Source organism: Cecembia calidifontis (genome assembly GCF_004216715.1).
Taxonomy (GTDB): domain Bacteria; phylum Bacteroidota; class Bacteroidia; order Cytophagales; family Cyclobacteriaceae; genus Cecembia_A; species Cecembia_A calidifontis.
The window spans coordinates 2,965,781-2,986,426 of record NZ_SGXG01000001.1 but is presented as its reverse complement, the minus strand read 5'-3'; the positions used below and the strand labels follow the sequence as shown (position 1 = coordinate 2,986,426).

The window sequence follows — 20,646 nt, the reverse complement described above, 5'->3', positions numbered from 1 at the left end:
TCATGTATAGCAAGGCAGAAAAAGCAAAAATCAGAAAAGAATTCTGGACGACTTTTGGGCAATATATGAAGCCTGTTCCAAATGCTGAAGGTTTTAAGACCAATTGGCAAAATTATAAGACCGGGGTAAAGGACATTTATTTCCGGATGAGAGCAGAAAGGGAATTTGCCTCAATAGGCATAGAAATCACCCACCCTGACATTGAACTTCAACAGCTTTTTTTTGAACAGTTTGAAACTTTCAAAAAAATACTTGAAAGTGAATTGGGAGAGAAATGGAAATGGGAACTCCACCGGGAAGATGAGTTTGGAAAAACAATATCGAGGATTCAAAAAATAAAATCCGGTGTAAACGTTATGGACCATAATGATTGGCCCACCATCATCTCCTTCCTCAAACCAAGAATCATGGCCTTGGATGCATTTTGGTGCAATATGAAACCTGCTTTTGAGGAAATGTGAACACTATTTACAAGGTACCAAGTACAAAGAAAAACCTTCAGTTGCAGCTTCATTTCAACAATCATGAAGAAAAGAATTTTGGATTTTAAGGTTGCTGTCCCAAAATCCAAAATTCAAACTGCCTTGACTATTGTCAGACAATCACTTTGGTAGTCCCTCCACCTTTTAATGTGATTTCTACGGGCTTATTGGTCTTCCAGCTTCCTCCTGTAAAATCAGGGATATCAATGGAATTGGAACGGTTGGCAACAGACCATTCACTGAGGGGAGTAATAGCAGACCAAAGGGCTGCATCATAAACGTCCTGATCCAAAGGTAGGCCATTCCTCAAACAATCAATCAATCTCCAGTCCATCATAAAATCCATGCCCCCATGGCCACCTATCTGTTTGGCCAATTCACCGACTTTTTTAACGATTTCCGGTGTATATTTTTCCTCTAATGCCTTCATTTCTTCAACCTTTAACCAGTCATGGCCCTTAGATATTTTTGGTTCGGGGTACTTTTGGGCATATCCTTGAGTGCCGCTTACAGTGTGCAATCTGGAATAGGGCCTGGGCGAAGTTACATCATGTTGGATCATGATAGATCTGCCCTTTTTGGTTTTAATGATGGTGGTATTCATATTGCCCCCATATCTCTTTTCAGCGAAAGAAGCATAGAAATTATCCTTTTCTGCCAGTTCCCTGGCTTTTGCAGCCATGTGAAAATCATGGGAAGAAAGGGATGTCAAATAATCCATTTGATCCCCTCTATTGATGTCCATAATCTGACAAACCGGCCCTAATCCATGGGTAGGATACAAATTACCATCCCGAAAATTTTCCTTCAATCTCCACATGTCTTGATAACCTCCTTCTGAATCTTTCATGAAATTCAACCAAAGCAGGTCATGGATATATGCTCCTTCAGTATGGATAATTTCTCCAAAAAAACCATCCCGTTTCATGCTCAAGGTCATCAGTTCAAAAAAGTCATAGCAGCAGTTCTCCAACATCATGCAGTGCTTTTTGGTGCGCTCAGAGGTTTCGACCAATTGCCAACATTCTTCCAGTGTTTTGGCGGCCGGTACCTCTACAGCTACATGCTTACCCGCTTCCATGGCATAAACTGCCATAGGGGTGTGCCAATCCCAGGGAGTTGCTATATAAATCAGGTCCAGATCGTTTCTGTCAAACATTTTTTTCCATGCATAAGCTGACCCGTAATATCCTGCTGGTTGATGTTTGCTTCCTGTTAGTTTTGCCTTCATTTTATCAACCCTCTCAGGGATCAAGTCGCAAAGGGCTTTGATTTCAACGCCTTCGATTTTACTCAGACGGTCAACAGCACCGGGCCCTCTCATTCCTAAACCGACAATTCCGACCCTTACTGTTGGCAGTTTTGGTGCTGCGTAACCGGACATATTGAATTGCTGAAGGTGGGTTTTTCGGCTTAATTGATAAAGTCGTTCCGGACTTTCTGCTTGGGAAAAGCCAGGTATGGCGGCCCCTACAAATCCTAAGCCTGCCAATTTGATGAAGTCTCTGCGCCTATTGCTCATAGTACAATCGGATGTTTTGCTGGTTATTGATTGGTTTTTTTCCTGAAAATAGAATTATTTATTTTTATATAGACCCCATCCGGATTAAAAAAATGAAAAAAGGGGCTGACTCATTAATTGGGACAGCCTCTTTTTTATTCGGGAAAGTATCTGAATCCAATTTCATATAGCCAAATCTCAGGGCCTTTATTTGACTTCTGATACAGCCTTTTGATTTGTACTTTGGGATTAATTTATTCTTTTTTGACAGGACAGGTATTCAATCCTACCAAAGCATATAATGGACAGAAACTGATCAAGCTGGTCAAAACAAATACAATTGCCAAAACCAACAACACAATTCCCCATGTTCCTTCCACGATTCCGGAATAATACAAATAAGCAGCAATGACGGCGAGGATAATGCGGACAACTTTATCCGCTGTTCCCATGTTTTTTTTCATAGTGATTAAGGGTTTAAAGTGATCGGAAAAGAAAAACCAATCCAACAATCAGGCTTAGGCAAATAATGCAAACAAGAATGATCTTGAACAGGGTTTTCATGATACTAAATGTAACCATTTGAAAAGTTTTATCATACTTTGGATCAGGATTTTAAACCATCCGCCAAATAATAAAAAAACCTGCCATTTGGACTTAGCAGGTTTTCAGTTTTCAAGATTACAAGGCCATTAGAATGTTACCTTGATGTTTTCCAAAATGATCTCTGACAAAAGTTCCAATTTTCCCTCTTTGAACAAGGTTTCCATTTGGTCCACCGGTGTTTTCTTATCTTCTGGTTTGTAATTTTCAAAATCCAAAAGTACCAAGCCATTAACCTGGTGTTTGCGTATAGCCTTTCTGAACCTTACTCCTCCCCCATCAGTATGGTAAGAATATGCCATGTAATCCATCATATGGTTTTCTTTGTGAAACCAATACAAAAACTCATCATCATAATCTTCTCCTCCTCCTTCTTGTTTAAATGTCACTTTTACGACGTGATAGGGATTTCCCTCCAATTCTGTTTCACCAACATAGGTCTTGATTACTGCTGCATCGTTTAAGCCATAAGGCAAAAAAGCAAAATAGGCTACAGAATTTACAGAATTGCTAAAGGCCCGGATCCTGTCCTCAGGCAACTCAACCGGGTTTCCGTTTACAGTTCTTTGGAAGCCTTCATTGTTCAGCACATCCCTTACAAAGCCCGTAGAATCGGTAAACTCCCTGATGTATTCGAAGCGCTGGGGTGACTTGAAAATGGAATAATGGCGTTCTCTGAAATCAAAGCTAATAACCGCCTTTTGAAAAAGTTCTCCACCATGGGCCTGAATAGCAAGGTCAACAATTCGTTGGGCTTCCTTATCTACGCCCTGTTGGCTGCAGGATGAAATGAAAATTGTAAGGATGAGAAATGAAAGGAATATTTTCATAAGATAGCTATTTTATAAAATGCCTCCAGGAAGTTTAATGCCAATTTATTTGCTGACTTTGTAAAGTCCATAACCATAACTTGCCCGCTTGTACAAATGGTTCCCGAGAGAATCAACCCTGTAACTTTCCCTTCTAGCCGGTAAGGAAATCCCATAGGTCCTATCCCAACCTAAATTATACACCAAGCTGTAATGATCAGCTGTTTTTACCTTATAAGCAACCATTTCAAAAGTTTTGGGATCAAAATAATACCACCAGATATCTGTACCAGGATCTTTGGGGTCACCATCTATCACTTTAACGGCCTCAACCACTACTCCCCCGGACAGTTCTGTCTTCCCCTCATAAGACAAATACTTTTCCTCATCAAGGAGATCGAAGGGCTTGGTCAGCACATAGAATGCTGCATCGATTTCCCTTTTTTTTACTTGTAGAAAACCTTCATTTTGGATTTCATTCTCTCCCATCCAATACTGAGTTTTCAAACCATCAAAAATAACCCTATGCTGTATACTGTCCTTTTCCCAGGACATTTTTGCTTCAAAATAAGGTTTGAGCCTAAATTCATTTTCTTGCCTTACGTAAGATTCGGCATTTCCGTTCTCATCAAACATCCAGATATCCCGAACCATGGCGATCGATTGGATCTCATCCCAATTCTCTTTACCCCCATGGAAATCAATGGATTTTTCGATGATAGCCACAGCCTTCCTGTCTTGTTTGGAGCAGGAGATGAGAAGTAATAGAAATATTGATACTAACCAGAACGGACAAATTTTTCTCATTTTGATTTCTGCTATTTGGAAGCAAATATACTAAGGCTCGAAGGTTTTAAAAGCACTATTTCTATATACGCATTTTTTCCAATCGAGAACAATGGTCAGAAATACAAAAGCATATTGAATAATCAATGAGTACCATTTTTCTTCTACTTCCCCTCCCTGATATGCCCCATAGGACAAAAAAACCAATCCCGTCCAGACCAAAAAGACCCTGTTCCCGGTCAGGACACTAAGCCCAAAAGCTGGAATGATGTACCAGGGATGCACTACTGTCTGCATCAATAGATAAATAAGGTAAACCCAAACCATGGCATTTACCAAATCTTTTCCGCTTTTCAAGCGATGAAAAAGGCTGAGTCCAAAAATCAATAAAAAAGCCAAAGCATTCAGAAAGGGCCCAACATAGACAATGGGGTTGTAATCCATAAAAAAACCTGAAACCCATCGGATCAGATAATATAATGAGGCATTGAATTCAAAGCGGGACTGATATAAACGGAAACTTTTCCAAAAATTCAAATACGAATCATCCAAAAGCAAAACCCCAAAAACCAAAAACAGGAAAAAAGCTCCCCATATAAAGAAGATCTTCAGCTCCTTTAATTGTTGAAATTTTCTAAGCAGCAAGAAACCAAACATCAAAGGGCTGAGCTTGATACCCACAGCTGCTGCCCAAGAGGCAAGGGCAAATTTTGATTTCCCTTTTTCAAGCAAAAACAAGGTAGCCAGCATTCCGGTCAAAACCATGCCCTCAAAATGAAGGTTTCCAGCCAGTTCTATGATAACCAAGGGATTGAGAGCATAGAGCAAAACTTTATATTCATCCAAATTCCATTGCTTTACCAAACGGTAAAGAAGATAAAAATTCAATCCTTCAAATCCTATCAAGATCAGGCGGAGAACAAAAATATTCCAAAACAATGACTGGCCTGACAAAGCTGCAATCCCAAAAAACAATTGATGTAATGGAGGATAGACAGAATAATAGGCGGGGGAATTCATACCCTCCTCCAATCTTTTTAAAAATGGAATTTCTTCATTTCCATGTATCAAAATCCAATCCTTGGGGAGTAGCTTGTAAGGATTATAACCTTCCAATACGAGGTGTCCATCAAAAAAAAAGCGGTAAAAATCGTCTGAAAGTGCAGGAATGGCAAAAAGCAACAATACCCGAACCACTATCCCTACCACAATTCCCTTTTTTAGAGAAAAATCACCTCTTTGGGCACTTTGAATCAGCAACAAATACGCGCAAAAGGCAAAACCAAAAGCGGTCAAATTGGAAAAAAAATCCTGCCTTGGAAAAATATACCCCATCAAACCAAGAGCTAAAAAAAAGGCTCCCAAAACAATAAATTGCTTTATTCGGAAATTTTCTTTCACGGCAAGGTTAATTTAAAATCCATTCAGACTTCAATATTAAAATAAAATGTAATCCGACCTTGAATTCCGTTGACAATCCCTTTATTTTATGCCGGAATTGAAAAACTTATGAAGTATACTTGGTGTTGGGGAGCTGTTTTGACTACAGCCTTACTATTATCTTTTGGATCAGGGTCCAAAGCACAAACCTATGAGGTCTATGATCAAAATCTGAAACTGAAATCCAGACTGGAGTTTGATCAGATTGCGGTTTTGAGTGAATCAGTAAGAATCAGTACAGCCAATAATGAAGTCAAGCTCCTGAGCCGGGAATACAAGCCATTCATGAACCTTCAAGCTGAAAAGGTGGAATTTTATGATCAGCCATGGCTGGTAGTCAGGGGTAAAAATGGCTTAGGGGCCTACCATGAATATGGGGAAGAAATTTTACCTTTAGAATACGATGAAATACAGACTTTCTTTACCAGATTATTGGCAAGAAAGGGCAACCAATATTGGGTTTATGACCATTCTACCAGAGAGACAACAGCGTTGGGCTCATTTGAAAGTGCAGTATTGGCTACCAATGGACAAGTAATTGCCCAAACAGCCCAAGGTTATTTCCTTCCCCTTTCCAAAACTCCTGATAAGGTTTTTGAAGAGCTCAGGCAAGTCAATGATAATTTTATTATTTCCAAAGAAGCTTCAGGCTTTGGGATGATCAACAGGGAAGGCGAGTATGTACTTCAACCTGTCATTGACCATATTGTACATTTGGAAGATGATTACTTTTATGCTTTTGATGGAAACCAATACATGCTCATCAGGGGAAGAGAAGGAAAAGCCAATATTTCCTATTCTTCCTACCACAAAATCACTTTGGAGGACGGCGTAATGCTGGAATTTATACATGGCAGGTTGAGGAGGGTCATGAAAAATGACGGCATCTTACTGGATCAGGTGGGAATGGAAAAAGTAAGCACTGTTGGAGAAAAGCATTACAACGTCTTGATGCGGGACAAGAAAATCGGACTTCTGGGACCAAATGGTTGGGAAGTGCAACCTGTAGACGGTGTAGATAAAATACTTCCCGGACAGGAAGGGTTATATGGAGCCATGAAGTCCGGCAAATTCGGTTTTATTGATAAATCAGGAAAATGGGTCATCCCTGCCCAGTTTGATGAAGTGAAAAAATTCAATGATGGCTTGGCTTCCTACCAACTTAATGGACAATGGGGGCTAGTGGATAGGTCAGGAAATATCATCGTTCCTGCACAGTTCAATCAAATCTCAGAATTCCGAAGAGGATTGGCAATCGTAAGGACAGGAACCAAGCAAAACATATTGGACAAGAATGGAAAGCTACTTCTTGAAAAAGGATATGACCGCATTTCCCTGGGGGCTGACAATTATTTTATTTCTGAAGACAATGCGCTTCTGGGATTAATTGCACCTGATGGAAAGGAAATCATAGAGCCCAAATTCCAGGAGCTCAGAAGAGAGGAACTGAATAAAATTTTGGTAAGGCTTGGAGATAAGTATGGAATCATGGATGAAAATGGAGACTATCTCTTGCCTATCTATTACAAAAACATCGTTTTTGACCAAGGTGCCAGACAAATCCTTGCGGAAGACGACTATCAGTTTACGCAGGTGGTGGAGGAAAAGTCGGGAAAAAGAAAGAAAGCAGGAAATTGACCTTTACCGGATTGGTTAAAGTAAGTTTTTAATGGAAAAATTTAGAATTGAAAAACCCTTAAAACAAACGATTGCACCATCTCTGTCTAATTGGCATTAAAAAAGTGCAAAAATCAGCCACCTAAACTTCAAGAACAAAAACCTGTTTTCAGATAAGGTGGGCGGAAGCTCTTATCTTCCGCAAATTTCCTTAAAAGGGCAAATTCTACATTTGTCCAGATCCTCTGTTTGGTCGAAAGGAACAGATTCATCAAATAAATCTTCCAATAAGGTAGTTAAAGACTGTTCAAATTCTTCCTGATAATCCCTGTAATCTTGCACCTCCCCCCCCTTTCTTTCACTGCCTTTATCCTGCAAATAAGGATTGAAATCATCCTTAAAAATCTCTTTGAAATTGAAAATTGCCGGTTTTAAAGGAAGCTTATTTTCAGGATACATAGACTGATAAAGCAGCCCATAGTATAGTGTCTGCATAGCTGCCTTATTCCTTTTTTTAACTGCCCTGTCAAAAAGGGAAGCGATATCAGTAAAATCCTTTTTATCCGCCCCGGACTTATAATCTATCATCCGGATGGTTCCGGATACCTGGTCTACCCTGTCAATCACTCCTTCTAATGAAACTTTGAAATCGCCATAGGCTGCTTTTACCCGAAATGCTGCAGCATGTCTTTTTTCCATGGACAATATCTTTAAAGGGGCGGCAGCTTCGTCTATTTCCAAAAGCCTGTAAATATATTTATGAAGGACATCCCTAACTATTGCAATCTGTCCATTGAGTTTGGTGTCCTTATCTTCCTCCAATTTATAAAACTTCCGCACTCCCTTTTCAATGGCAGGCTTAACCCAGTTTTTCCTCAGGTCTTCAAAATCATCTTTTTCTAGAACTATCCGTTTTTTCCTTTCAATAAAACCTTCATACAAAGATTCCATGCTATAGTGGGCAATATTTCCAAAAACAGAAGCATCCACTTCTTCTTTGACTTCTTCCTTTTCCTTAATTCCGGCAACATACCTTAAATAAAATTTGAGCCTACAATCAAGGAATATATTCAGGGCAGAAGGTGAAAAATTCTTCAGGGAATTCCCATTTTCATCCACTTTGTAGAAGGTCAACCGCCTCATGATTTCTTCATTCTTTTGGATGGTTATTTCCTCTGTATTTTTCAGACCTATGGGGACAAATACTACCTTTTCATCTGCATTTAAGCCCATTTCTACCAACATCTGCTGTATATACCTGCTTTTTTCCCCAGCCTTCCCCTGATCGGAGGCGGTGGTGTATATCAGATGAACTTCTTCCGCACTATGAAGTAGTCTATAAAAAGTATAGGCATAAATAGCATCATTCTGCTCTTGAACAGGCAAGCCAAAAGCCCTGCGGATATTAAAAGGAATCATGGAATTCAGTCCTCCTGATGGGGGAAAACTCCCTTCATTCAAATTACAGATGATCAATCTCCTGAAATCAAGATTTCTGGACTCCAGCACTCCCATGATCTGTAAGCCCTGTAAGGGTTCTCCTTCAAAAGGTAATTTGACCTCTCTAAAAATCTGCCTGAATATCCGGATCAAAAAATCCAGTTCCAATGGTTGTCCCGATTGTTTGTCCAAAATCTCCCTTAGACGGTTGAGTTGCTTGAAACACTGAAAAAGGTAAGACCGCTGTAAGGGTTCCTCTTCCAGGTTGTGGGCTAGTTCCTGAATCAAATCCGAGAGGTAAGTGAACAATTCAGCGGATTGAAGTTTCAAAAAAACCTTTTGAAAAAATGATCCTCCCTCATGGAGTTTTTCCAAGGGAACATAAATCATGTTGTGCTCCTGAATATGTACAAGCAGCTCACTGGAAAAACCAGGATTGGTGGATTTGAGATAGATAGAGGAAAGCAGATTTTTCACCTGTTGGTGATAAAAGTAAACTTTTCCCTGATCCATCTTGATAAAACGCTGCATCTCCAGGACTGATTCCAAGAAAGCATACACAGGGGCATTTCGGATGGGATAGCCCATCGTAACGTTTACCTTGGAAATGGTTGGAGGCAAGGCATGTAAAACAGGAAAAAGCATTTGTTCATCAGGGAGTATTACCACCGTTTCTTCCCAATTTTCCTCCTCCCCTACTGCCTCCAAGACCGCCCCGACCAAGTTGGCCTGATTGCTTTTCAGTGGAGTAGCGTAAAACTGGATATTTGCTTTTTTATCGTTAATATATTGAGGGATCTCCTTTGGAAATGTGGGGCCAAAAACCTTATCTTTCTGGTATTCTCTAAAAAACATGCCGGCTTCCTGATTTCTATCCTCCAGATAGTAGGCATCAATATCCCAGTAAATCCCAGCTTCAAATTCTGATATAAAATGCTTGATCAATTTTTCCTCAGCTCCGGTGAAAGCATTGAATCCTACAAACAGGTATTTTTTTTCGGGCCGGGGAATCTTTTCCAAAGATTCAGCTACTTTCCTGTACAACTTGCCAGAATAAGCCAACCCCGATACATCTAGGGCAGCCTGAAATGAGCTGTACAATGGACTGAGAATCTGCCAGAATCTTAAAAATTTTTCCTGGTGCTGCTTATCCTGCCTTTGAAAAGAATTCCAAAACTGACGGATCAATTCAATTTGTTCGTCAGTCAAAAAGCTAAGATCAGCCTCTAATTCTTTAATTTCTGAAAGGTGGTGGTACAATTTGGTGGCATCTACCAAAAATTGATCCACGTCGTTAAAATCCTTTAGGATCATTTCTCCCCAGAAATAAAACTTATCAAAACTCTCCGCTTCTTCATTTAAGCTTTGATAAACTTTGTACAGTTCGAAAATCAAGGTAAGGTTATCAGCGGGTCTTAGTCCTGCTAACTGGTAAAAAACATCCTCAATGGTCTTGACCTCTGGCATCCATATCGGTTTTTCGGTCAATACCCCAAGATGCTGTGTAAAAAAAAGTCCTGCCCTACGGTTGGGAAGCACGATCACCAAATTTTCAAGAGAAGTATGCTGCTCCAATATTGTCTTGGCGGTATTTTTTAAAAAACTGTGCATGAAATTGGCCTCCTTTTAAATACTAAACTATCTCAATCTTGAACTATGGCATGCAATAAAATGGCCTCCAGAATGAAAAACAAATCCCAGAAACCGGAATGAAGGAAATTGTCGGAAAATCTCATTAGAATGGATACCCAATGGCAAAGTTTAGCACTAAGTTGTCCCTTCTCCAATCCCTGCTTCCTAACCTAAACCTGTCCTGCCATGGACTTTGCTCCAATAACCAAGGTTTTCGCAAAGGCACAGCAGCATCCAATCTGATTACAAAAAGCTGAATATCCACTCTCAAGCCAAATCCTCCCCCCACTGCGAGTTCATCTGCCCAACTATTGGTAAATTTTCCACCTGGAAGTGCTTGGTTTTCATTGTATAACCAAACGTTACCGGCATCTACAAAAAAGGCCCCTTTCAGATACTTGTTAAAGGGAAATCTATACTCCAGGTTTCCTTCCAGTCGGATATCACCTGCCTGATCGAAAAACCCACCCGCACTGATATCTTCGGGAATAAACGTACCTGGTCCCAAAGCCCTGATCCTAAATGCCCTTACACTCCTGGGGCCGCCAGCAAAGTATTGTTTCACAAATGGTAAAGAGAGTGAATTGCCAACAGGAATGCCCAAACCGGCAAAAATCCTGCTTACCAAGACGTTTTCCTTAGTGAACTTTTTGTAATACCTGAGGTCCACATCACCTTTCAGGTACTGGGCAAACTCCAATCCAAAAATGGTTCCCGGATTTTCTGAACCAAACAAGGCATTGATACCTCTAAAAAGATTTCCTGACAAATCCACCGTGGCCCCAAAAAATATGGCATTTTTCCTTTCCGGATCGGCAAGCTGATTATAATTGAAGGTGTAGTTCATCCCGGAAATAAACTGTTGTTCAAAACTCCTTCTTAAAAAAGGGTTGGCATTCAATATTTCATCAAACTTCGGTGTGGTCCTGGCCAAATTCACTATGCTTAAACTGACCGGATTAAATTCATGGTAAACATACCGGTTAACATTCCAAAAATATCCGAATGAAGTATTGTAGGAGTACAGCAAATACAAATCTGTTCGGTTCTGGTACTCATAACTGGCACTGATTCTTGTTTTTGGGATAGAGTACCTGAAACGGTTCATCACCGGGACAGGAAATAAAACTCTTGGAAAAACCAAACTTCCGGTAAGTCCCATTTCAATGGACTGAAGGGCCTCCCTGTTTCCTGAAGCCAATTGGACTTCATAGCCGAATTTGCCTGTAAGATTGAAAATTTCCCCTCCTCTAAAAATATTCCTGTTTTGATAACCCAAAAGCAATGCCGGCCCCACAAAACTGTTGGATTTGGTCAAACCCTGCACTTCCGCCCTGACCGACCTCTTGTTCAATGGAGAAAGGTAGATATTGGCATTCAAAGGATAGGTTCCGTCCTCTCTAAGCAGGGTATCTCCTAAATCGTAGGAAATATTGACATACCTAAAATTCCCAATGTTAGAAAGCCTGTTGGAAGTAGTCCTTGAAATCTCCGGATTGAATTTGGATCCCTCCCGGAATAAGATGTATTTCTGTAACAGCTCCGGCTTGAATATCTCAGGTTTTTGGATGAATTCAATTCCATTCACCTTGACTGTATCTCCTTCCCCATTGTCGAGGTGAACATTGTAATCAGGAAACACCTGGATATGCTCAATAGTATAGGGAAAAGTTGCTTTGATTGGGGTATTGCTTTTTAAGCGAAGGTATAAATCAAACTTTCTTCCCTCATACTGATTGGTATCCGCTTCGAAAATCAATAAATCAGGATTAAAATTATAATACCCTTTGGACTTAAGGTCCCTGTCAATTCTCTCCCTTTCTTTTTTCAATTCGTCAAGGTCCAAGCGAGAACCTTTTACCATGATAGTCCGGTCCAGTTGTGTTTGGATATCCTTCATAATAGGAAGCGAATCCCCAAGTATCTGATAAGTCTCAAGCGTATAAGGCTCAGAAAAAGAAACCTTATAAGACAGACTAGCAAATTTTCCTTTTTCAACTACCTGATAAGATGACTGGGAGAAGAAAAAACCCTTGTTTTCAAGTCTGTTCATCAAAATATTAGATGTCTTTTCGGGTTCTACCTGAGTCAGATAAACAGGCCTTTCCCCGAATTTCCTATTCAAAAACCTATTGATGAACCCAGGCTTTTCTTTTTCACCTTTATAATGGGCCCAAAGCCCAAACCTCATTCCCAAAACCTTACTATTGGGTGTAGGCCTTAAAAGTTTTTCCAGGTCATTTTGTATCTCTTCTTTTTCCTTTTTGGCTAAATGGGTTTCTAAATGAAGAGAAGCACCGGTATAAAGCTGCTCTCCCTCAGGTATGAATTTTTTTACATTACATGAAAACATCAGCAATGGAAAGATCAGCGCTATGTAATTTTTTTTAAACATTTAATTGCCCTTTTTTTCATCAACTGAATCTTCTGTTTCTTCCTTGGAAGGTAAGGCCTCCAGCTTACGCATCGGAACAAACAATTCCCTAAAGGCATTGAACTCCTTGTTGAAAATGAAACTGATCCCTGTTACTATCAATTGGCCATCAATGATGGATTCAAACTGATTTCTTCTATAAGCTTTGGCCCGCCATTGCCCTCTGGTATCGAGAAGGTATTCTATACTCACATCCCCAAAAAGAGCGTCTCCCTGATTGACATCCTGATTCCCCCCTTCTACATCCATCTGCCCTCCGACAGAAATAATCAACCTGTCATCCATTAAGGATTGACGGGCCGCTACATTCAGTTGGGTCCTATCCTGTGGGTCACCTGATTGAAAATCAGTGTAGGAATCCAAATCCATGGCCAGGCTAAAGCCTGTCTGTCCAAAAATCCTGTCGGATAAGGCATTCAATTGGGAGGACAATACCTGGCTCACGCTTGACCTTGCCAGGTTAACAGAGCCTCCGCTAGAGCCATCATTACCGGTCATTGGAAAAAACTGGTTCAACACCAATAAAGAAAAAACCTGCTTGGTGAGTTCATCCTCTTTGCTATTGACCTGCTGAATCATACTGTAGACCGCACCTCCAATAGCCCCTCGGTCTTGCTCAGGCATGTCCAATTCAAAAGAAATCTCAGGCTGAATGATCTCTCCACCTACTTTAAGGTAAACTTTAAACGGAAGAACCTGACGGAACTGCCCCCTTCTTTCATTATCAATGCCACTGATCTGCGCCTGCATCAATTCAGCAGCTGAAGTCCTCACATTGTAAATCGCAACCAAATTCAGGTTAGCATCCAATGGATCTCCATTCCAGGAAACAAAACTGCCCTCAGCAATTTCAAACCTCCTATTGACCAGTCCAAAGAGATTAAGTTCATAATGCCCACTATTGACTTCATACCTTCCGGAAAGGGAAATATTTCCATTTGGATCCATGAGCATATTAAGGTCTGCTTCCCCTTGAAGTCTTAAATTATCATTGGTCCTCTCATCTACAATCAGGTTGAATACTGCCTGTGGATCTACCTGTAGGTTGGCTTTTACATCATAACCCGTAAACCCTTTTGTGGTCAACTCGGCCTCTCTTTGGTACAAAATATCATAAGGATCCTCATGATTGACAAAAATGACAACCCCTGTTCTCTCTATCAAAGTCAATTGGCTTTCCGGAACAATAAAAGTCACATTCGTTCCCCTGTTCACCTTTAATTTTAAATCTATTTCTGGCAGCAAGAGAGACCCTTTGACCGTCATGTCCAAATCCACATTAGCACTTCCGAAGAAAAGGTCATTGTCCTTACGGGAGGAATTCAAAACCAAAAAATCTTTGGTGTTAAGTTTTAAATCAAAACCAATATCGGTAAATGTAGGAGTTAAAATTTTTCCATCGATTAGGAATTCATGCCGCTCCTGATCCTGAATGGTAAACTTATTAAAGGTCAATCCCGAATTATCAATGCCAATGGATTCTTGAGCCATCAAGAACCTGTTGTTCAGCTGCGAAACCAAAAAGGAAGCATCATTAAAAACCAACTTACCTTCATAAACAGGTTCCTGTACTGTTCCTTTTAATGTTATATTTCCAGAAAGAAAGCCTTTACTTTCCATGATCTTTCCTTCAGAAAATTTATCCAACAATTCCATCTGGACGGCATTCAAGGCCAGGTTCATGTCCAATATTGTGGAAACTGAATCCGCAAATAATTTTCCGTCAAGATCCAGGTCAACCAAGCCACCCTTCATGGCTAAAAGAAAATTATAACGTTGTAAAGATTCCGCTTCAGCTTTTAGAAACAGATTGCCCAAGGGAATATCCAGGGTATTAATCTCCTCAATTTTTAAATCAGCCAAAATCCCCAGGGCACCGAAAGGATTGATGACCACCAATTCCCCGTTGGCCTTGCCTGTTAACAAAGATTCCTCCGGGTTGAGGAATTCAAAAAATGTACTCAGCTCAAAATCCCGCATGACCACCCCGGTATGATCCTGTTCTATTCCGGGAACCTGATTACTAAAGGTGATACTTTGGCCACTCCTTGAAAAAGAAAAATCATGAAAGTCCAAATATTGAGGCGCATAAATCAACCTATTGGAACTTGGGATATTCCATGATTGCCTATTGAATATCAGTCCTTCAGGCAGAATAGTATACCTCAGGGAATCCCCTTCAAAAATCAGCAGAGACTTAACATCCATAAGCACCCCCTCCTCATCTCTGGAAAAGAAATCCAAATTCATTTCTGATTGCCTATACTTACCCGAAACAAAAGTTTCCCCCATATTGAGGGGATTGACATCAATTCCCTTAAATCCTCCCATAAAACTTAACATGTCAGCACTGCCTCTGACTTCAACAAAAAAACTATCCAGTTCTGCTTGCCCATATTGGACCATGGGCAGGGAAAGCTTTGCCTGAAGGTTTTTGTCAGAAGCATCATAACCAAAATCAAACCTCAAGGTATCCATCTGCCCTATCCCTGAAACCAATAGCTGATCAATAAAAGGAGTAGGATGAAAATTGATTTTTCCTTTGGCCTTGACATTGTCTTTCAAACTAATGGTATCAGCATAGTCCTCTTGAAAGTGAAAATCAAAATAATCCCGGATAGATGCCATGAAATGCTCCAAAGAAGCATTGGCACTGAAGTTTCCCCAAAGAAAATCGGATTGAATATCCATCTCGGTGAGTAAATCCGACAACCTGCTTTTGATCAAGAATTCACCTAATGGATAAGCTCTCCCCTGGTACAACATTACTGCATCTTCCAACTCTAGGGAAGCCCTTAGATCATCCAAGGTTCCGCCTACCTTTCCCAAGACTTTCATTTTGGCCTGGATATCTTGTTGGGTTAGTCCCAGATCATACGTTTGCAAGTTTTTCAAATCCAGAGAAAAATCAAGACCCGGATGTAAACTGTCCAAGCTTGCCTTGGCCTGTAACAAAAAATTCAGGAATTCAATCTCCAGACCCATGTTGACATAGAGCAAAGTATCCTTTGCTTCCATTCCAACCTGAATTGCACTGAAATCCGAACCCTTCCACTTCAACTGCTCAAATTCGAGGTCCAATTTGGCCTCCAGATCATAGAGTCCCCTACCATTTCCCTCCATCGCAGTATGGAAACTCACAGGTTCCAGTCCTTCCACACCCAAAATTTTACCTAAGTCTAAATGACTGACAGCAATATCGGCGGCCAACTTATAACCCCCCTTATCAGAATAGCGTATCTTGGAGAAAATGCCTCCATCTGAACTCTTTAGTTTCCAGTCAGCTACAAGGTCATTCAACGACCCTTTGGTCTTCAGTTCAAATACAAAATCGTCCGGAAATCGCAGGTCTAAATCTGGAAGAAAAGGCCCAATATCTTCTCTTTTACTTGTGAAGCGGAATTGATTGATATCAAATCGGAGCCGGTCCATATCCAGCATTTCAGAAAAAACAGCGCTTTCCAAATCCAAGACCGTAAACCTCCCATATTTAACCTGGAATTTGGGAATTTGAAGACGCCTTACACTTCCCTGAACTCTCCCCTTGATCGCAATTCCTTTTCGCATCAACTCAGCAAAATACAGTTCATCCCTGAATTCAGGCTGAAAATATATTACCTCCGAGCCATTGGTCTGAAAAGATGTCAGGTTAAGGTCAAAGATTGCTTTTTCAGGGTTTTGAACTAGTGCATTCAAATCCGTGAAGGAAAGATCCAGATTGGTTTCCAAAAAAGTATGGGGAGTCTGAGCCGAAAAGTTTTTAATGCTCAGGCTGTTTTCTTCCAAAACAATACTTCCCTCGAGCCTATTCAAAGCCAAACCACTTTTTTCTTGAAATGTGACTTCATCCAAAACAAGGCTTGCTCTCTGATTGTGAAGTGAAATTGCGTGTGCTGAAAAATTAAATTTTTCCAGTTCAATGGCCTCGGGATTAAAAATTCCAGTCTTTGCTTGCTTCCCATCAGCCGAAAAACCGATTCGGTTGTTTTCGAGGTCAATATTGCCCACTTCAATAGACCAATCCGGAAGCGTGATTTCAGGAGGAGGAAGTTGCTCATTCCCTTGGGCCAAAGCTGCATCTGATGTGGTAATTTCCACTTTTATATCTGCATCTACCAAGCTGATGTACTTTAGCAGTATTTTTTGTGATTCTAAATCTGCTTCAGGTAAACTCAGCTTAAAGTCCTTCCATTGGATTTTGGCCAGAAGACCATCCGGAACAGATTGATAAACCCAATCCGTACCCTCTACTTCCAAAAGGCCAAGTACCAAGAGAGGCAGCTGTTGATCGGTAGTCTCTTCTTTCTCTGAGGGCAGAAATGGTTTGTACTGAAAATAATCGATTTTTGAATTCTTAATACTTAGATTCCCAACATCAAAATTCATTGCATTCAGATCCAGGGAATTGATCTTCAGACTTATGCTATGCCAAGTGGCCAAAGCCCGGATACCCAAAACCTGATCATCAAAAATGAGGTCAAAATCCGAAAGACCAACCGGTCCCAATTTGATCTTTGGAAAAGCTGTAGCTGATTCAGACTGTTGAGGGGATGAATCCTTATTTCCAGTGAAAGCATTCAGGAAAAAATCAAAATTAAAAGCCCCTTCAATACTGTCCCTCTTGACCCTGGCTTTCAGCCCATCCCATTCCACCTTACTGACCTCCAAACCATCTCCTTTTATCAAGGATCTGAGTGAAAGACCAGTTTCCAGGGTATGAGAATACAGCAATGTGTCTCCTTTTTGGTCTTCGAGGTAAAGGCCCTTGACAAATAGGTCCCCCCTGAAAGTAAAAAAGAGTTTATCAATCCTGATCTCAGTACCGGTTTTGTTAGAAAGAAAACCGACAGCTTTTTGCACAACAATATCCTGCCCCCATGGACTTCTGATAAATAAGAAAAGTCCCATCACCAACAGCATAAGGACTGCAAGCGTTATCCCCAAAACTTTGAAAAATTGGAATAGAAACTTTTTGATAAGCTTGAAAGATTGATTGTTTTACAACTATCAAATATACATTTTATCCTCCTTATCTGTCCCTCTTTGTCCTCATTATATGTATTATTCAAATTTTAAACCCGGGTTAAATTTTCATTAACATGCTATGGTACAGCAAAATATAAAAGCCAAAAATTTTACATTTATTCCATGACACAGGCACCGATTGATATCTTATTCAGTATCTTATTTTTGTTGTTGAGTTACTTTTTTAGTGTCTTGGCTCTTATCCATGTTTACATTCCCGGAGGAATCAGACAAATCAAAGGGTTAGACCAGAAAATCAGGGAGGTGGTAAATTTCCCCAGGGTATTTGGAATCAGCTTATTGATAGCTTCCTTGATCACCGGTATTATGTTTTACACTTTTATTTATCCATCTTACCGCTGAAAAGTTTTGATCCCAAAGTAGAGATTTTCGATTTTTTTATCCATTTTGAAAAAACTTTTAACCTATTAGCTTAAACATCATGGATTATATCATCAGACCCTGTGAAGAAAAAGACCTTCCTGAATTGGTTAACCTTTGTGCTGCCCATGCAGCCTACGAAAAATCAGATTATTCACCTGAAGGAAAATTAGAAGGTCTTAGGCAGGCTATTTTTGGTTCACCCAAAAGACTGAATGTATGGATAGTGGAAGTCAATGGCAAAGCCGAAGGGTTTACCTCATTCACTTTTGATTTTTCGACCTGGGACGCTGCGCCTTTCCTCTACATGGATTGTCTCTACCTCAATGAATCAGTGAGAAGCATGGGTATTGGAGCGGAAATCATGCAACGGATCAGAGAAGTAGCAAGAGAAAACAACTGTGTCAACATCCAATGGCAGACTCCCGAATTTAATGCCAGAGCCATCAAGTTTTATGTGGGACTGGGAGGCATAGGTAAGCAAAAAATGCGGTTTTTCCTGAAGCCATAAACGCCTGAAATTCCACTTTCAGGCTTTCAGTTTTCTGATTTCATCTTTCAACTCCAAAATCATACTGGAAATTTCTTCCAGAGTGGCAGGCTTGGTTTTGTCTTTTGGATTTGGAAAATCAGTGCTGATAAAAGCTTTGGCTTCCCAAACTTCCAACACATCCTCCCCCTTGATTTCATAAGGCTTATAGTGTTCATTATCTGAAACCAAAAAAAGTTTACCGTTTTCCTCAAGGTAGTTAAACACCCGCTTGTAGACCACGCCTTCGCTTAAGGTCACCAGGACATATGTCTTCCCGCTTTTGATATCCTTCAACTGCTCCACATAGGAACCAATGACGATAGTACCTGGCACCAAAGGAAGCATACTGTCACCACTGAGTTCAAAAGCCCTGTAGGTAGCATGCCGGGAAAGATTAGGCAGTTGAAACTGGGGAAGGGATTCCATGTATTCCGGATCTGCAAAACCGTTCAGGTATCCAGCGGAGGCCTTTTGGCCTACCATGGTTATTTTTTCCTCATCATCCTTATCAACAGCAATGGTAAGAATTTTGATTTCCTTCTTTTGAAGTGCTTTCCTTCCTAAAGCCTCAATATCATGGTACAACAACTCATCCAAACCGACCTGAAAAAGCTGACACATCACATTCAGCGTGGACAATTTGGGTTCAGACCTGCCGTCTTCATAAGCTGAAATCATGGTCCTCTGAAGGCCCAATTTTTCGGCAAGCTCAGTCTGGGTCATTTGGGCATGGGCCCGAAGAAAGCGGATATTTTTTGCAAGTACCATGAAGGAATAAATTAGGCAGAGAAAAGATAGAAATTATGATCTTCTTTGATAGGGTTTTTCAAAGAAAAAGAATTTAATCCTGAAGCCGCTATTCTTCTTTGCTGCATCCTCTCCTGAATCTCGGCAATGATCTCTCCTACCGGTTTGGGTTCACTGGTCAAAAGGTAGCCATACATGGGTTTACGCTCATCCTCAATAAAAAATTTCACTTGGATATTCCCTGAGGGCAACTCTTTTTGTGTTACACTGATTTTGTTTGCTGTTTCCATAACCATAATGTTTACAGCATCCAATTTAATAAAGTTATTTTAAATAACATACATGTGTTAATAAAATTAACCTTATTGTGTCACAAAATGTCGTAATAAATACTGAAACTGAAATTTACTCCCTGGGCAATGTAAAAATGGAAGCTAGGAAGATGCTTTAAGGTCTTTCGCATCACCTCAAAATTTTCTCTATTTTCCGGCCTTTAGCCAACTCATCTACCAATTTGTCCAAATACCTTACTTGCTGGGTCAATGGATTGGTGATTTCCTCTATGCGGTAACCACATATGATGCCGGTAATTAGATTGGCATGGGGATGCAACTTGGCCCTTTCAAAGAACTCCTGAAAAGTGGCTTTTTCTTCAATCAGACTTTGAAGGTCCTTATCATCAAATCCTGTCAACCAAGAAATGACCTGATGCAACTCCTCTTTGGTCCTTCCCTTTTTTTCTACTTTAGCCAGGTAATGGGGATAAACCGAAGCAAAAGTCATTTTGGCTATCCTTTCGTTATGTTCGGGAGTGGTTTGCATGTTCATTTACTTTTTAAGACGATCAATCATTTTTTGAAATCAACTATAGAATTTGTTTCCTGATAACTTTAGGAGATGAAATAGCAAAAAGGTTCAGATAGGCATTTCCAGCAAAAATGAACTTAATGATTTGCGGTGCTTATCCAATTGGGTTGAACTGGTCACCCCTCCATCCAAGGCCTCATACAAAACAAAATTCAAAGCCCCCAATTGCGGCAGTTCAAAGCGTTTAACCTCCCCTTTTACTACATCTCCTAACCAATCTTTCACCCTTTTCTCGGTCACTTTTTCCTTAATGAGCTTAAAATCCCTTTTGTCAAATACGATCAAAGCAATATTGCTGATATTGCCTTTGTCCCCGGATCTTGCGTGTGCGATTTCTCTAAGCTTCATAT

General features: G+C 40.3%; 16 protein-coding genes. 4 read left to right on the top strand and 12 right to left on the bottom strand.

Features of this window, described 5'->3' with window-relative positions:
* The first annotated feature begins 2 nt into the window (after positions 1-2).
* Positions 3-461, top strand: coding sequence for a DUF4268 domain-containing protein (locus BC751_RS12900; protein ID WP_130277581.1), 459 nt, complete (start codon positions 3-5; stop codon positions 459-461).
* 133 nt (positions 462-594) lie between these two features.
* Here the strand turns inward: BC751_RS12900 and BC751_RS12895 are convergent, their stop codons facing one another.
* From BC751_RS12895 to BC751_RS12875, 5 genes are all read right to left on the bottom strand, one after another.
* Complete coding sequence (locus tag BC751_RS12895) at positions 595-2,004, bottom strand: Gfo/Idh/MocA family protein (RefSeq protein WP_130275896.1); 1,410 nt, start codon at positions 2,002-2,004, stop codon at positions 595-597.
* A gap of 233 nt (positions 2,005-2,237) precedes the next feature.
* Positions 2,238-2,447 (bottom strand): YgaP family membrane protein, encoded by a 210-nt coding sequence (locus BC751_RS12890; RefSeq protein WP_130275895.1) that lies wholly within the window; start codon positions 2,445-2,447, stop codon positions 2,238-2,240.
* Positions 2,448-2,675: 228 nt separating this feature from the next.
* A complete protein-coding gene (locus BC751_RS12885; protein WP_130275894.1) occupies positions 2,676-3,416 on the bottom strand; it encodes a DUF6503 family protein in 741 nt (246 codons plus the stop codon).
* 45 nt (positions 3,417-3,461) lie between these two features.
* The gene (locus BC751_RS12880; RefSeq protein WP_130275893.1) at positions 3,462-4,202 is read right to left on the bottom strand and encodes a DUF6503 family protein; all 741 of its coding nucleotides are present in this window, start codon (positions 4,200-4,202) and stop codon (positions 3,462-3,464) included.
* Between the two features lie 30 nt (positions 4,203-4,232).
* Positions 4,233-5,582 carry an MptA/MptB family glycosyltransferase gene (locus BC751_RS12875; protein ID WP_242617471.1) on the bottom strand — a complete coding sequence of 450 codons (1,350 nt, stop codon included), beginning with the start codon at positions 5,580-5,582 and terminating at the stop codon, positions 4,233-4,235.
* A gap of 108 nt (positions 5,583-5,690) precedes the next feature.
* Between BC751_RS12875 and BC751_RS12870 the strand changes: the two genes are divergently transcribed.
* On the top strand, positions 5,691-7,259 hold the full coding sequence (locus BC751_RS12870; RefSeq protein WP_130275892.1) for a WG repeat-containing protein: 1,569 nt from the start codon (positions 5,691-5,693) through the stop codon (positions 7,257-7,259).
* A gap of 171 nt (positions 7,260-7,430) precedes the next feature.
* On the opposite strand, the gene BC751_RS12865 is transcribed toward BC751_RS12870, so the two are convergent.
* From BC751_RS12865 to BC751_RS12855, 3 genes are all read right to left on the bottom strand, one after another.
* Entirely contained in the window at positions 7,431-10,289 is a 2,859-nt protein-coding gene (locus tag BC751_RS12865; protein ID WP_130275891.1) for a PD-(D/E)XK nuclease family protein, read from the bottom strand.
* A 124-nt stretch (positions 10,290-10,413) separates the two neighbouring features.
* Positions 10,414-12,705 carry a translocation and assembly module lipoprotein TamL gene (tamL, locus tag BC751_RS12860; RefSeq protein ID WP_130275890.1) on the bottom strand — a complete coding sequence of 764 codons (2,292 nt, stop codon included), beginning with the start codon at positions 12,703-12,705 and terminating at the stop codon, positions 10,414-10,416.
* On the bottom strand, positions 12,706-17,688 hold the full coding sequence (locus tag BC751_RS12855; protein ID WP_242617470.1) for a translocation/assembly module TamB domain-containing protein: 4,983 nt from the start codon (positions 17,686-17,688) through the stop codon (positions 12,706-12,708).
* Between the two features lie 204 nt (positions 17,689-17,892).
* Here BC751_RS12855 and BC751_RS12850 point away from each other — a divergent pair, with 204 nt between their 5' ends.
* Together BC751_RS12850 and BC751_RS12845 are read left to right on the top strand one after the other, a co-directional pair.
* Positions 17,893-18,132, top strand: coding sequence for a hypothetical protein (locus BC751_RS12850; RefSeq protein ID WP_130275889.1), 240 nt, complete (start codon positions 17,893-17,895; stop codon positions 18,130-18,132).
* Positions 18,133-18,211: 79 nt separating this feature from the next.
* Complete coding sequence (locus tag BC751_RS12845; RefSeq protein ID WP_130275888.1) at positions 18,212-18,661, top strand: GNAT family N-acetyltransferase; 450 nt, start codon at positions 18,212-18,214, stop codon at positions 18,659-18,661.
* Between the two features lie 18 nt (positions 18,662-18,679).
* Here the strand turns inward: BC751_RS12845 and BC751_RS12840 are convergent, their stop codons facing one another.
* From BC751_RS12840 to BC751_RS12825, 4 genes are all read right to left on the bottom strand, one after another.
* Positions 18,680-19,450 (bottom strand): XRE family transcriptional regulator, encoded by a 771-nt coding sequence (locus tag BC751_RS12840; RefSeq protein WP_130275887.1) that lies wholly within the window; start codon positions 19,448-19,450, stop codon positions 18,680-18,682.
* 11 nt (positions 19,451-19,461) lie between these two features.
* Positions 19,462-19,719: a hypothetical protein gene (locus BC751_RS12835; RefSeq protein WP_130275886.1), complete on the bottom strand. Its 258-nt coding sequence runs from the start codon at positions 19,717-19,719 to the stop codon at positions 19,462-19,464.
* Between the two features lie 172 nt (positions 19,720-19,891).
* The gene (locus BC751_RS12830) at positions 19,892-20,251 is read right to left on the bottom strand and encodes a DUF2200 domain-containing protein (protein WP_130275885.1); all 360 of its coding nucleotides are present in this window, start codon (positions 20,249-20,251) and stop codon (positions 19,892-19,894) included.
* Positions 20,252-20,344: 93 nt separating this feature from the next.
* A complete protein-coding gene (locus tag BC751_RS12825) occupies positions 20,345-20,644 on the bottom strand; it encodes an AtuA-related protein (protein WP_130275884.1) in 300 nt (99 codons plus the stop codon).
* Between the last annotated feature and the right edge of the window lie 2 nt (positions 20,645-20,646).

Coding starts and splice junctions, on each gene's coding strand:
- BC751_RS12850 (WP_130275889.1), top strand. CDS start 17,893: ATGACACAGGCACCGATTGATATCTTATTCAGTATCTTATTTTTGTTG.
- BC751_RS12825 (WP_130275884.1), bottom strand. CDS start 20,644: ATGAAGCTTAGAGAAATCGCACACGCAAGATCCGGGGACAAAGGCAAT.
- BC751_RS12870 (WP_130275892.1), top strand. CDS start 5,691: ATGAAGTATACTTGGTGTTGGGGAGCTGTTTTGACTACAGCCTTACTA.
- BC751_RS12830 (WP_130275885.1), bottom strand. CDS start 20,251: ATGCAAACCACTCCCGAACATAACGAAAGGATAGCCAAAATGACTTTT.
- BC751_RS12880 (WP_130275893.1), bottom strand. CDS start 4,202: ATGAGAAAAATTTGTCCGTTCTGGTTAGTATCAATATTTCTATTACTT.
- BC751_RS12895 (WP_130275896.1), bottom strand. CDS start 2,004: ATGAGCAATAGGCGCAGAGACTTCATCAAATTGGCAGGCTTAGGATTT.
- BC751_RS12885 (WP_130275894.1), bottom strand. CDS start 3,416: ATGAAAATATTCCTTTCATTTCTCATCCTTACAATTTTCATTTCATCC.
- BC751_RS12900 (WP_130277581.1), top strand. CDS start 3: ATGTATAGCAAGGCAGAAAAAGCAAAAATCAGAAAAGAATTCTGGACG.
- BC751_RS12865 (WP_130275891.1), bottom strand. CDS start 10,289: ATGCACAGTTTTTTAAAAAATACCGCCAAGACAATATTGGAGCAGCAT.
- BC751_RS12835 (WP_130275886.1), bottom strand. CDS start 19,719: ATGGAAACAGCAAACAAAATCAGTGTAACACAAAAAGAGTTGCCCTCA.
- BC751_RS12890 (WP_130275895.1), bottom strand. CDS start 2,447: ATGAAAAAAAACATGGGAACAGCGGATAAAGTTGTCCGCATTATCCTC.
- tamL (WP_130275890.1), bottom strand. CDS start 12,705: ATGTTTAAAAAAAATTACATAGCGCTGATCTTTCCATTGCTGATGTTT.
- BC751_RS12840 (WP_130275887.1), bottom strand. CDS start 19,450: ATGGTACTTGCAAAAAATATCCGCTTTCTTCGGGCCCATGCCCAAATG.
- BC751_RS12845 (WP_130275888.1), top strand. CDS start 18,212: ATGGATTATATCATCAGACCCTGTGAAGAAAAAGACCTTCCTGAATTG.